Origin of the sequence: Paenibacillus xylanilyticus, assembly GCF_047246825.1 — a bacterium.
In the GTDB taxonomy this organism is placed as follows: Bacteria; Bacillota; Bacilli; order Paenibacillales; family Paenibacillaceae; genus Paenibacillus; species Paenibacillus xylanilyticus_B.
In genome coordinates, this window is sequence record NZ_JBFOLB010000001.1 from 2,432,473 (window position 1) to 2,445,888 (window position 13,416).

The 13,416-nt window shown below is 40.1% G+C and carries 14 protein-coding genes; all 14 read right to left on the minus strand.

Going from position 1 to position 13,416, the window contains the following annotated elements:
• Positions 1 to 36: 36 nt before the first annotated feature.
• A complete protein-coding gene (locus AB3N00_RS10785) occupies positions 37 to 813 on the minus strand; it encodes a (2Fe-2S)-binding protein (protein WP_413034526.1) in 777 nt (258 codons plus the stop codon).
• 1 nt (position 814) lies between these two features.
• Positions 815 to 1,855: an ABC transporter substrate-binding protein gene (locus tag AB3N00_RS10790; RefSeq protein WP_413034527.1), complete on the minus strand. Its 1,041-nt coding sequence runs from the start codon at positions 1,853 to 1,855 to the stop codon at positions 815 to 817.
• A 136-nt stretch (positions 1,856 to 1,991) separates the two neighbouring features.
• Complete coding sequence (locus AB3N00_RS10795; protein ID WP_413034528.1) at positions 1,992 to 2,270, minus strand: hypothetical protein; 279 nt, start codon at positions 2,268 to 2,270, stop codon at positions 1,992 to 1,994.
• A gap of 150 nt (positions 2,271 to 2,420) precedes the next feature.
• A complete protein-coding gene (locus tag AB3N00_RS10800) occupies positions 2,421 to 2,726 on the minus strand; it encodes a hypothetical protein (protein WP_413034529.1) in 306 nt (101 codons plus the stop codon).
• A gap of 5 nt (positions 2,727 to 2,731) precedes the next feature.
• Positions 2,732 to 3,328 (minus strand): chloramphenicol phosphotransferase CPT family protein, encoded by a 597-nt coding sequence (locus tag AB3N00_RS10805; RefSeq protein ID WP_413034530.1) that lies wholly within the window; start codon positions 3,326 to 3,328, stop codon positions 2,732 to 2,734.
• Positions 3,329 to 3,447: 119 nt separating this feature from the next.
• Complete coding sequence (locus AB3N00_RS10810) at positions 3,448 to 3,777, minus strand: DUF3024 domain-containing protein (RefSeq protein WP_413034531.1); 330 nt, start codon at positions 3,775 to 3,777, stop codon at positions 3,448 to 3,450.
• Complete coding sequence (locus tag AB3N00_RS10815; protein WP_413034532.1) at positions 3,770 to 3,961, minus strand: hypothetical protein; 192 nt, start codon at positions 3,959 to 3,961, stop codon at positions 3,770 to 3,772. Before AB3N00_RS10815 ends, AB3N00_RS10810 begins: the two co-directional genes overlap by 8 nt.
• A gap of 60 nt (positions 3,962 to 4,021) precedes the next feature.
• The gene (locus AB3N00_RS10820; RefSeq protein ID WP_413034533.1) at positions 4,022 to 4,939 is read right to left on the minus strand and encodes an NAD(P)-dependent alcohol dehydrogenase; all 918 of its coding nucleotides are present in this window, start codon (positions 4,937 to 4,939) and stop codon (positions 4,022 to 4,024) included.
• A 424-nt stretch (positions 4,940 to 5,363) separates the two neighbouring features.
• Positions 5,364 to 5,930, minus strand: coding sequence for a histidine phosphatase family protein (locus AB3N00_RS10825; protein ID WP_413034534.1), 567 nt, complete (start codon positions 5,928 to 5,930; stop codon positions 5,364 to 5,366).
• 110 nt (positions 5,931 to 6,040) lie between these two features.
• Positions 6,041 to 7,183, minus strand: coding sequence for an aminoacyl--tRNA ligase-related protein (locus AB3N00_RS10830; RefSeq protein WP_413034535.1), 1,143 nt, complete (start codon positions 7,181 to 7,183; stop codon positions 6,041 to 6,043).
• A 126-nt stretch (positions 7,184 to 7,309) separates the two neighbouring features.
• Positions 7,310 to 8,563: an MFS transporter gene (locus AB3N00_RS10835; RefSeq protein WP_413034536.1), complete on the minus strand. Its 1,254-nt coding sequence runs from the start codon at positions 8,561 to 8,563 to the stop codon at positions 7,310 to 7,312.
• On the minus strand, positions 8,556 to 9,785 hold the full coding sequence (locus AB3N00_RS10840) for an ATP-grasp domain-containing protein (protein WP_413034537.1): 1,230 nt from the start codon (positions 9,783 to 9,785) through the stop codon (positions 8,556 to 8,558). The genes AB3N00_RS10835 and AB3N00_RS10840 overlap by 8 nt, the downstream gene beginning before the upstream one ends.
• 94 nt (positions 9,786 to 9,879) lie before the next feature.
• Positions 9,880 to 12,207 carry a hypothetical protein gene (locus tag AB3N00_RS10845; protein WP_413034538.1) on the minus strand — a complete coding sequence of 776 codons (2,328 nt, stop codon included), beginning with the start codon at positions 12,205 to 12,207 and terminating at the stop codon, positions 9,880 to 9,882.
• Positions 12,182 to 13,411 carry an ATP-grasp domain-containing protein gene (locus AB3N00_RS10850; protein WP_413034539.1) on the minus strand — a complete coding sequence of 410 codons (1,230 nt, stop codon included), beginning with the start codon at positions 13,409 to 13,411 and terminating at the stop codon, positions 12,182 to 12,184. The genes AB3N00_RS10845 and AB3N00_RS10850 overlap by 26 nt, the downstream gene beginning before the upstream one ends.
• Between the last annotated feature and the right edge of the window lie 5 nt (positions 13,412 to 13,416).

Here is a 13,416-nt window from a genome sequence, read left to right on the forward strand (position 1 = left end):
CTCCTGACAATAGCAAAGGTAAGGTTGTTGCTGCTGTCATTTTAATTGAGATTCATTCTCATTGTCAATTTTCGGACATTTTCTGCAATATTCCCCGGACATCTGATAGTAAAGACAACACGTGATGCGTTTGCTCTTCACAACAGGAACGTTGTTCTTGGTTTCTGTAAATCGGGTAAACGGATTACGTTTTACACCGAACACCTGCCCTGGCGCACCTTGCGTCAGATATGAAAAATCATGTTGGATGTGCTGGCTTTCCTGCCCAGCATCGTCTGCATCAGACGTATACAGCGGGCCAATGCGTACCATGATATTCTCCCAGAGAATACTCATCGAAAGAGGCGCAATCGCAGCAAGTGTCTTTAACAGCGGTGTAAGCTGTACCGCAAACATCTCCTCTACCACCTTTTCCCGCCACAGTTCCCTGTCTCCTGTCAGTGCTTCTGCCTGAAGCCCGTTCACCGCTAGAAAAGGAAATCGTGTACCGCCCTCATTAGCTGAGAGCGTCGGATGATAGAGGAAGCTGTTCTCCAGCTGAAAAGAAACATGCCGATGATGAAAAGTCATCGCGGTCACTAGCGGCGCTGTCCATAGAAAGCCAATCCGCTTGGCTAACATCGAAGCGGCTACCTTCATGTCAGGCGCATTGATATACTCTTGTAACCAACTGATGTACTCTCGGCATGCCGCTTCGTCATGCAGCTCACTTAGAGCAATGGTACGGACACTATGTTCAGGCGGCTCACCGAGCAAGATCGAATGATCTTTCACTGACTCTTTCCATAAGTCTGTCGAGAGATACTGATCCATATTAATTCGTTCCCAGCAGGGCTTCCGATGCCTGATCTACAATAAGATTAATCGCAAGAGGTCCGTAGTATGCAATCCAAAGTGTTGAGTTTACGTCATACGTGCGGTTATTTTTAACAGCATCAAGGGACGTCCATACTGGATTACTCACCATAGCCTCTGCCTCTGCCGCAAACAGCTCATCCGACAGCACAAAATAACGATCTGCCCCGATCTCAGGAACCTTCTCCATCGAGATTTCAACGGAGGTATCGTCCTTGATTTCCTTAACGAGTTCAGGCATGTTTAAGCCCAAATCCTGATACAGAATGCCGCCCGTGCGATGCTCGATCCCATGAACACGAATGCCTTCTTTTCTCGGACGAATCAGCGCTACCGTTTCATCTCCCATTTTCTCTGACAGCTTTGTCTTCAGACCAGCGACTTTGTCCTCATACGCTTTACGTACCGTCTCTGCCTCGTCCTGCTTGTCTGTAATCTTAGCGACCGTGGCTAACGTATCGCGCCAATCCTCGTAGAAGTCGAGTACGAGGGTAGGTGCAATTTTGCTTACATTCTCATACTGCTTCTCCTGGAAATCCGTCATGATAATCAGATCCGGGTCCAAGGCTACAATTGCTTCCAGATTGGGCTCGTCCCGTGTACCCAGAACCTGTACCTCCCCCAACTGATCGCCTAAGTATTCTGGAAATGTGGTGTTGCCTTCAGCGATAACACTGCCCGCCGGCTTCTCACCAACAGCTAACATTTGATCCAGAAACTTAACATCAAGCACCGCAATTTTCTTTGGTTTTTCGTTTAGCGTAAGCTCACCCTTCATATGTTTGATCGTAACAGGGTAAGCTCCGGCAGTCTGGGTTTCTTCATTCGCAGGTGTCTCTGCTGGCGTTGCCGCAGACGGCTTGCCGCTATCTGTACCTGCTCCGGCACCGCAAGCCGTCAGGACAAGAATCAGGGCCAGCATCAAGCCCGTTAATAATCGTGATTTGTAGGCAGCATAGACCTTGCTTCCAGCCGCTTGCCCCTTTGTTCCTTGATTCATGATGAATCCCCCTTATGCATAATACTGATAATGATTTTCATTATCGAAACATAAGGAGAGTATAAACGATCTCCGCATCGCGTTACCATGTACTTTTGCGACATTTCAGCCGGACTAATGCGACATCATGTGCCGCTTATCCGCCCTTTACATTTTCAGCAATATACGCTTGCAGTCGGTAGATGTCTGAAAGAAGCTCTTCTTCCTCCGGCGTATTCCCATACTCCCCAAACCAGCGCGGTGTACGGATATGCCACTCGTTTGACGTGTATTGACGTTCATCCCGATACTCTATAATGTGCTCCAAGAGATATTCCAAAGAGCCGAAGGATTGCTTATGACTATCGTTCATGATAGATTGCGTTTTTTCAATGATCACCTGTAGCATGTGTTGGATATGATCTTCTGAATTCATAACGTTGCCTCCCCTCTGTAGCCATTTCAACCTGTACAAAAAAAGGAAGGCCCTTCTCTATTCCATAGAGAATCAGACAACCTTCCCTTCTTCTTTTCGAAACGTGAAACATGTATTAACACATCTGATATAGAACTCATCATTTCGAAGCTACTCTGGATATTCCCTTGAGGCCTCGATCAATTCATCTTCCTCATCAAAAACGTTTAGGACTCTCTCAATGTCATTCACATCATAGCTTCTAACAACAATCAGCTGCTGCATATGAAGACCTGGTGGGTCAATGTCCGGTCGTGACAAGTTATTTAGTAGACGTTCTGGTGTATATAAGATGCTCCACCTTCTGGAACCGTCTGTGAAAACAATTGTGATCTCTATCCAATTCCATTCTCCCGGTTGATCCGATCTCACCTCATCATCAAAATGCCAGCTTACCAGCCTTGGTCTGGAATTCAATTCTATTACGAAGTTTTAACCTCTTTTCTGCTTAACTTTTTAAATGCCGAGTATTCCTGACCAGACTTCATATAATCTAATATTTTATCCGCACATGCTGCTGAACTTAGTTCTTCCGAATTCACTTCCAGATCATATTCATCATAGGAGTATATATAGTCGAATTGGGAATGAGCAAGTCCAATTGCGCGATCTCCCCTGCTCTGCTCTCTTCTGGTGAGCTCTTCTTTGGAGCAATGTACGCCTACAAACATTATCGGATAATCTGAAAGCAAATCATAAAAACCGTTAAACCACTTGTCATTGGTGATGACCGTATCCACGATGACATTCAAACCCATCTCCGAAAACAGTTTAATGGTTGAATAGTACAATGAGACAATCGGATCGAAAAGGATATCTGTCATCACATTCGCTTCTAATTCTCTTGTTGGTTTCATATCTGGATATGTATTGTCAATAAACTGGTCATAATTTTGGAAAAATTGATCTACAGACAAATGATGTAACGGAATGTCTCCCTGCTTTTTCATTTCCACCGCGATACTCGTCTTTCCCGAACTTGACGTACCGTTCAAAAATACAATGAGTCCTTGCTTCATATGAATCACCCTTATCTATAAGATTGGCAGTACGTTTACCGGCATTCTGTCTATAATGTATCAATGAATCTCTTCATCATTCCGTATATTTCTTACTCGTCCATTCCTCTATATTTCGGTTAACCCCAGAACATTCCGTTGTGACCTTCGTCCACGATCTTTAGCTGTGTTTCAAAATCTTCATTCGGTTCAATATCATCAATAAAATGCCATCTGCCCTTACTGTCCTGCCAATAGATTTTCCATGCCTTCTCATCTAATCTAAACTGTGCTACCGGCATCTCTACCCATTGCTCGCTTCGAAAGGCTTGTCTTTCTTCAATCAACGTCACATGATTTCCTCTGATTTTATAATTAACCTTCATCTGACTTTTCACGTGCTCGGGTACTGCATTTTGGGTGTAATTATCCATAATCTTTTGAATCCGCTTCTTAGTAAAATCATCCATATCCATAGCTCTCCTGCCCTAATCTGCCGCTGCACCTACATGGCAGCGGCTTCTTCTCCCAGCGGCAGCATGTAGAACTGCGCCTGCTGCCCTTCATGCTGCATATGATCCATCCCCATAGAACAGCGGCTTTACGCTCCCCGTGATACCGCAGGGATTGACCGTTTCCGCAGCCGATCTTCAAGCATCTTTTCCCTAAAACATGGCCTCAGCGTAAAGCTGATTTCTATATACATCCTTCATTCTATCTGACCGTTATTGCCACATTGCCTTTCTTACGCCCAGTATCCACATATCGGTGGGCCTCCACAATTTCATCCAAAGCATAGGTTCGATCGATGATCGGTTTTAGTTTGTTTTCCTCGATCAACTCTTTGAGGAAGAGTAAATCGGCTTCTTCCATTTTCGGAAGTCGACTGTTGTTTAGAAAAACACCATTTGGTGTTAGGATTTTTTGGCATTTTGAGGGTTGGGCTTTTATTACAGCATCATAAACGATATCGTATTTCGTTTCTGATTGCGTAAAATCTTCTTCGGTATAATCGATTACTTTATCCGCTCCTATTGATTCTACCAATCCAAAATTACTTTTACTGCACACCGCTGTGACTTCTGCTCCATAGTATCTCGCAAGTTGAATCGCATACGTCCCAAGGCTGCCGGATGCTCCATTGATCAATATTTTCTGACCTGGTCTGATTTTTGCTTTTTGCAAATTTTTCAAAGCTGTAAGTGCTCCGGATGGAACGACTGCAGCTTCTTCGTAGGATAAATGGTTGGGCTTTATTGCAACCATTCCTTTTTTTTCGCCGGTTCCGCTTTTCACTTTTTCAGGTAAACAAATGTATTCGGCATAACCTCCACGAAACCCTGTAAGCCCAAAAACCTTGTCTCCTTCCTTAAAGGTTTGTACGTTTTTTCCTACCGACTCAATCACACCGGATATTTCCAGGCCAAGTATTAAATTTTTCCTTGGCTTGAGCATGCCGAATACAAGTCTCACCAAGAATGGATCAGCTCTTCGAATACGGGTATCGCCAATATGTGCAGTGGCTGCATAAACTTTAATTAAAACCTCATGGTCTTTCGGTTTAGGCTTTTCCATCTCTTTCATCTGTAGCACTTCTGGCGGTCCGTAATTGGTGCAAATCACAGCTTTCATATGAACCCTCCTTAGTGTTTCTCTGCCTGGTTCCATGATCGTTGTTTATACATCAGCAGCCATACCTTTGAGCCTCTTTTAACGTTCTAATTGGTTGAGCCATGTTTTGGATTGATGGCGACTTCAATAAATATTCTTCTGGGCCTGCTTTTAGTGCTATTTTAATCCCGTTCATCTTCAAATGTTGTTACATCATCATATCCCTTAAGATCACATCCCTAAGTAACAGCCGTCAAGCTTTGATAAAACTGATCATTTTTTCAACTGTACCATTTTCTCGAACCGATAACCGTATCATTGATGCAGTAATATGTAAATCAACTTCATATCCACTTATGCTTATCCGGGGACCGAAGTCTCTTCGGCACAGACTTAATACCCGCTGAATCCTTGCGAATCCCGGCTTCGATAAACCTTATAAAATCTAATCATTCCACATTCTTGTTACTTCTTCTAATTCTAAGTTCTCGAATTGCATTTTGTATACATCTGGTTTCTTTAAATGATTCAAAAACTCCAAACCAAAAGCTGGATCAAAATGATTCATCATCAAAGTCATTACAAGACCATGAGTTCCGATTGCTATTGTCTTCCCTCTGTGCTCTTTTAATATGGGTTCTAGAACTGAGATTGCTCTTTTTTGACAATCAGCATTAGACTCTCCACCCTGCATCGTATAATCAGGGTCTTTAAAACTCTCTCTGATACTAGACATTAACTCTGCATTTTCAATCATATAAGATGCAAAATGACGTTCTCTAAGATCTTCATATACTTTAATATCTAACTTTAAGTGCGCGGCCAATCCCTCAACACTAAGAATTGCTCGAGTATAAGGACTTGATATAATTATGTCTATTCCTTCACCTATAAGTAATTTCGTTACTTTTTCAATATCAATCTTTCCTTTTGGGGTAAGCCCTCTTGTTCTTTCATTTCCTTCATTGTATGGTGATTCTGCATGCCTAACCATATAGATAATTGTCTTCATACAGGCCTCCTTTAGATGCTTTCATTCAATATGGATATTTTTTAGGAGCTAACGAATTTTTCGGACATTCATATTATATTTGTATCATTTTTATACACGCTAATGTAAATTCACAGTGTTGATCTCCTGTAATATTCACGGATTTTTTGCGGGTAACATTGGAGATCCAACCCAAAAGTGGACATTAAGGCGTAGACCCAACGATCAATACCAAATGCTGCACAACCAGAGTGCAGGTGTTTTTTATCCATTGAGGACGTTATATCAAATTCCCTACATAGCGTATCTTTGACATTATTAAATGAGGCGATGGAAAAGGAAATATCTGAATTGGGGATCTCCACAACTAATTCATATTTCATATCTGCAAGCATTTGATGTTGGGCTCGTGAGGAATCCTGAGGAAAATAAAACGGGTCGTGTGCAGTTTCTATTCTACCGCAAAAACCTAATTCATTGAACAGCTCCCAGATCTCCTCTAAAATTTCATTTCGTATTTGAGAAACAAATTCGGGTTGTCCAAAATAAATAATTTCTCTCATTGAAAATTCGTTCATTCGATGTTGGCCAACTCTCCAGGCTGCTTCGTGTCTAAAACAGCTTCCTTCAGCCGTAAAAACGATCGAATCCTTTATTTCTTGATTTTTTAGCTCCTGGTAACAATGAAAACATACAGCAGGCGAAAGCATAAATTCATTCAGCCTAACAAAATTTTGAATATCATTTTCAATTTTAACTTGTTTGAGTGCGTAATAGTCATGAGGCAGTTCAGCTACAAAGTATGCATTTTGAGGGAAGTAATTTACATATTTACATACATCCATTACCTCACGTTGAATAAGAGCGGAATATTTTCTGTTTTTTGCGTTGTAGTTTTGGCTGATGTTTTGAAAAATCAAATCAAATATGGAATATAGTTCTACTGCAAGTTCTTTTTTCATTGTTCCATTCAAATCAAAATAATTCGCTATCTCAGTTTGATCAATTTTAGGATAGGTTTGCTTTTGTTGATTTTGCGTTTTAATCAAGCGAGATCCCATTGCTCTTATTTCTTTTTCTTCAAGGATCATTTTGTGGACAATACCAAGCAAATATTCCGTATTGGATTCGTTCTCACTTTCAATAATGATCTCACTATTGATTTCGTCGTATGTACATGCACATATTCCCTCCATACTATAGGCCAATTTTAAAGTGAGTGCGTGTGCTTGTTTTTCATTTAGCACCCCTGTAACAGGAACCCGTATAGACATGACTAATTACCTCCTTCGGATTGGAACTATATCAAGCATTTAAGAGCGTAACATAAGGAATCAAAACAAAATCAAGCAGGACTCTCAGAATGATCTAGGGAAGTCCTGCTCCTAATTCAATACATACTATATTTCATTGATTTGTCTACGACGCTCATAAATTGCGGGCATAATCATATATAACAATAGGATCGCGATCACGCCAGATAAACCAACAAAAATGGTAATACCTATTGGTGATAAAACATGTGCTAAATAAACCCCTATCGCACCAATCAAACTAGCACCTTTAGTGGCAATTTTGTTAAGCGCCAAATAAGAACCTCGCAAATGATCAGGGGCAAGATCTCCTAGAAGGGATTCATAAATAGGCACAAACAGCACTTCTCCTAGAACCGCTATTACCATTATTCCGAATAAAATCCACGCTTGATTGCTGTATGATAAAATCACATAACCAAAAATATACATTGAAAACCCTATAAACATCGTTCTTTTTTCAGGCCATGTTTTTATTAATTGCGTGAAAATAATTGAAAGAATAATGACAAGTATCGTGTTCTCTGTTCTCAAATAACCGTAAACCTGTATTCCATCTAACGTCCAATTTAGAGGTGACAGTACAAAATCCTGAATGTTATTTTCTAAGCGAATGGCTATAAAATTTGCCAAATGGCTTTCAATCGAAAATAACAACATACTAGCTAGGATGAAAAGGATAAACAGAGAATCTTTCATTACAGTCCTATAATTAAGAAATAGATCCTTAAATACATTTTTCTTTTTGTTTTGCTCCTCTTGGGGCATGTTTGTTTCTACAATAAATTTGTAAGTAATGATGAACGAGCATATGGAAGAGAATAATAACAACATGAATAAAAAGAATAAATGGTTATTGAATAATAACGCTCCAAGCGTGCCCCCCAAAGCTATAGACAGGTTGGTTGCCCAATATAATATACTGTACATTAATTTTCTCTGTGCTGAATTAGTTACATCAAGAAGCATGGCTTCTGAGGCGGGACCATATAATCCGGAGCATATACTATTCATCACAAAAAAAACGATGGTTATATAAGGAAAAGCGTTGCCGGGTAAGTTTGATAACAATAACATGAGATACGTGAATACACGTAAGCCCTCCGATAAAATCATCAATTTCTTACGTCCGATTCGATCCGAGAAATATCCTCCCAACATACCTGCAGCCATGTTACACAAAATGGCAATGGAGAGAATTAAACTTGTTGCACTAATTCCGATAAATCTGGCGAAATAGATAGACATAAAAGGAAAGATCATGTTGGATGTGAGGGTACTAAAAAAAATAATAATAACCCTCAGTCTCACATTTCGATGCAATTGAAAAAATTCACTCATGAGAATTTCCTATGATTACGGGTTCAGTGTGGTATTCCCACACGGTGTTTTCCTGGAACCATAAATACAACATATGCAGTCGATCTTCTATCTCTGTCTGACTATCTCCATATATTAATAGTGAAGCAATGGCATCTACGCTTGATTCGGCACCATTAAATGATTTTCCGATGTTTTCTTCTTTTATGGTGCACTTTAGTACCCATTCAAAGGGCAGATTAGAATCTACAGATAACAACTTTCCGTTTTGAGGAGGTACCAACATCCAACCCGTTAGTCTATTTGAGGTCTGGTTTAATTTTATGGTTTGACCGCATTGGGATCTTATAGATTCTTGCAATATATCAATTCCGGTCGCAAACTTTACACCGTCATTAATTTCCCCTCCACCCACACGACAGGCGACTTCACATAATAATATTTGATCATTAGCAGTATGAAAAAACTCTGCATGAAATGCAATAGGATGGTCGGGTACGGGGAGTGCATTTAATACGGTTAGCAATGTTTGCTGAAGTCTTTCATAGAGCGAGTCTTCTTTATCCAACATCACGGAGCCCAAAAAGTTATTATCCTGAAAAGCCAGGCATCCATTGATATAGCGGGAAGGGCTATACAATAAAATCTCATTTTTCTCGTATAATCCATCGATATGATACATATCTCCATCAACAAAACATTCAGCCTCTAGATTCTTGTCGAGACCGTTAGCTAGAAGTCGCTCAAAATCGATTTCATCATGGACGATTTTTACACCTACAGAAGCTGCGCTATCCACCGGCTTGATCACGATAGGAAGACCATGTTTCTTTTTGAACTCTATTAAATCAAATACATGATTTATTCTTACGAACGCAGGTACATTAGCTACTTCGGAAACCTTTTCTTTCATAACAACTTTATCCCTGAAAGCAAGTGCACTTTCCGCAGTTTGCCCTTTAATGTTTAGATATTCTCTAAGCTGTCCAGCTTTCAATAAATCAAATTCGTGAGCAGCAATGATCCAATCAATTTTCTTTGTTTGATGAAGCTGGACAATTTCGGAATAGACTCTTTCATCAGTATCGACATTCTCATATCCAATTTTCTCATCGAAGAAATCACCAAAATGCTCAATATGTTTATGCTTCGAAAAGATTATGAATTCACTATTAATACCACTGAGCCACTCTTCGTAATTGACTGTATTCGGAGAAAACCTATTTATGATAACCGTTCGCACAAGCTCCACTCCATTTCACTAATAATTGCAATCCAATATGAATTCTAATATGCCACTTATATTGGAGTGACTGCCTGCTCACTAATTGTATTTATTACTTTTCTTCATATCCAAATGTTTTGGATAAGTAATAGAATTGGTTGTTTACCAAGATGTAAAAAGAGAACAAGTAAACACCTTGCATTAATTCCGAGCTTGGCTTCAACTTAATAAATATGGATGAACTTTCACCTGGCTGAATTTCCAATTTATCCTGATCAATTTCCACATCAATAAGTTCGCTATCAATGCTAATCCCTGCAATGTTTATTTCGAGAGGCACATTTTGCTGATTACTTATCTCATACAATTTCGCCTCTAAACCCTCTCTCCCAAAACGGAGATATGGATTCCCTTTGATCGACAATGCAGCCTCAGGAAAATCAGATATGCATCCACACTGAAAACATTTATAACTTATTCGTTTCACTGACTTCCCTGGTCCTGTCATAATCGAAGATTCAAATCTTGCACTTGCATAACCACAATCATAACAAGTAGAAGTAAAGGCAAGCGCAGTGATATTCGTACGCTTTTCGCTTATCTTTTCAAAAAATATATCCCTTTTGCTGCTTGTATAGGAAATCATCTGACTATATATTTCATGACTCACATTCGAATACTTCTGTTCCAATTTGTGCATCATCTTTTCCAGCTTGTTTCTCGATTGTAAACAATAACGATATCGACGATATAAATAAGGGACTGATTTCCAATAGTTATGAATATCCTCTATTCTCCCTTTTAAATTGCTGCCTATGGAAACACATTCCTTAAAAAAATCCAGACTTTCTTGATAGATTTCAATTCGCTTCATCGCTTCTTCCACATGATTTCGTACGGTTATGACCACATGAATCTCATCACTTTCAAACGGTTGGTTTGAGAACAAAAGCAATTTCACACTGGAAGCATTACTTTTAATAAAAGCGAAGTAAAGTTTCTTCTGATGTAAAGATATTTGTCTATGATCAGAGTCCATAAGGAATATCTCCGCAATATCCAACCCATGCAAACTCGATTCTTCCACCTGAATATCAACCTCAGCATATGTTTCTTGAGCTATATCAGACAGGGTAACTTCGACCTTTGATGCATCAGTCATGGACACACAAGTCTTCTTGACTTTAAGACCCCCATAGATCAAGTTTGGATCACCAATTTGAGAGTAATAGTTGTTTTCAATACCGCTATACCTAAGGAATTCATTGATATACTGTGTTTTGACCCCCTCGGAATACCCGTATTTCGATAAGTTATGGGCCAGAATATTCTCAGTAATATCACCAATTTTAATACTCGGTGTTGTTATGACACTTAATGCATGCCCTTCAATAAGATTCCTAAGTATCGTATGACGATATGGAATAAAACTTTGAGCTCCATCACCAAGATTACAGCCATTCAAAAACAGGAACTTCGCATACAGGTCCTTGATGGAAAGCCGTTTGCGATTCTCAATGCAGCATTGATCTGTGTGTAACAGGCAACGTGGTGAGAATTGGTTACATTTTTCAGTAACGTTATCGTTATCGGGCTCATCTGCCTGCACACTACAAAACAAATAATCATTCATGACGATTGCACATTCGCGACAATGAGACATATAGTTAAACTCAAGCAGCCTGCTTTGGCGAAATACTAGGTCTGATGTGCTTTCCAGGGAACAATGATCTCGAGGTAGGTAATGGGTTTCCATCTGACCTGCGACGGCCTGTATGGCCTCATCCTCTCGGAGTTTAATCCGATTGGCCAGCACAGAATTCATCCGAATACTGCTATTTAACTTGTCCTCTAGCACGATACGCTTCAACAAATACAAACTTAAAGTAGTGTAATCGGTAAAAGGAAGAAATCCCATGGGCTTTGCAAAATGAGCTAGTTTAAGATTACTTTCTCCATTTAGGAGTGAGTAAGGCATAATAAAAAACCAAGAGTCATCGTGGTCTCTGACACTTAGCCCTTTATTTTGGGTGAACTCATCCAAGCTATTCAGGCTTACCACTTTCTTGCTAAAATAAATAGCATATAATAACGCAAAAAGGGATTCTTCCACCCCCCACGTTGAACTCTCCACCCACAGACAAACTTCGCGGCAGGTAGAGGGCAGAGCAGCATTATGCTGTGCAATCAATTCTTCGATGGAGTCTGTACAATGGATCTCAGAAGCAACAGGTATGTATGGGCTTTCCGAGAATAGATGTGCGCAATCTTCTTTTTCCAGAAAAGCAAAGATGCTTTCTTGATTTTCTTCGAAAACAGGCACCATCTTTGGTGAACCCACTGTTCCAATCCGATCTTTAACAAAAAAACGCAGCTGATTTTTAGATGACAATGAACGAAGTATGACTGAAGGATTATGCATGTTGAATGATTTCTCCATTGTCCCATTTCATTGACGTTTGAAACCAATCCACTGCTGCCAGTAATCGTTCTTCTATATCCTGTTCACTATTGGCAATTAATACAAAGGAAGCCAGACAATCATTGCAGTTACGACCATAGTTAAAGTGTTGGTTAGAGGATGCAAGAAGCTCAAAATCGATTATCTCATCCGGGTACTCCGTTTCTGGGGGGCCCAAAAACGTACCTTTCCCTGGATGGACAAGCACATTACCACTGATCGTCCGCGGCTCTCTCTCAACGGATTCCCAGGATATCGGGATACCACATTGCATTTGAACCCATGTTTTCATTAAATCAATATTAAAGGCCGTTTTTAATGTTATACCGATCTTCGAACCACCTACACGACTGGCAATCTCACACAATATTAATTCATCATCCTCTGTGTGGAAAACCTCCGCGTGGAATGCAATAATCTCCGGGCATGGTAGATAGGATAAAATCTGGTTTACCATCTCATTCAACCGCTTAACAAGTGGATTATCAGCTTCTAGAATGTAACTTCCTGATGGTTTCGCATCCATATAAGCGAGACAAGAATTAATGTATACAGAAGGCCAGCAAAATAAAAGCTCCCCCTTCATGGCAAGACCATCAATATGATAAATTCGTCCCGATACAAATTTCTCCGCGATCCATTCTCCCTTGAAGCCTTCTTCTAATCTGTGCTCCAGTTCTGATTCTGTATGAATAATCGCTACTTCTTTGGAGCCTGTCCCGTCTACTTTCTTCACTGCGATTGGATAGGAATGAGATGCAACAAACTTCAATAAGTCCAGACTAGAAGTTACCTTGCAATAAGGCGACAGCTGGATGTCTGAATGTTTTAGTTTGTCTTTCATCATCACTTTATTGCGAAATGCTAAAGCACTCTCCATCGTTTGGCCTGGAATGCCTAAATAGTCCCGTAATTCCGCTGCACGAATCAGATCTGATTCAGAAATAGCAATAATGGCAGTGAACTTGTATATTTTATGTAGAGCAATAGCTCGCTTCTCGACATTACCATTGACCGAAAAATGATCGAACCATTCCATGTGTTCATAGTTATTTACAACGTGATTATAACTTAACTGGTATTCGGAGGAAGACAACATCACTAGTTTTTGTTTTGTTGAGATTAACCAGCTTTCATAGGGTGTGATGGCATGATCTCTTCGATTGATTATTAAAATAGCCACAATGA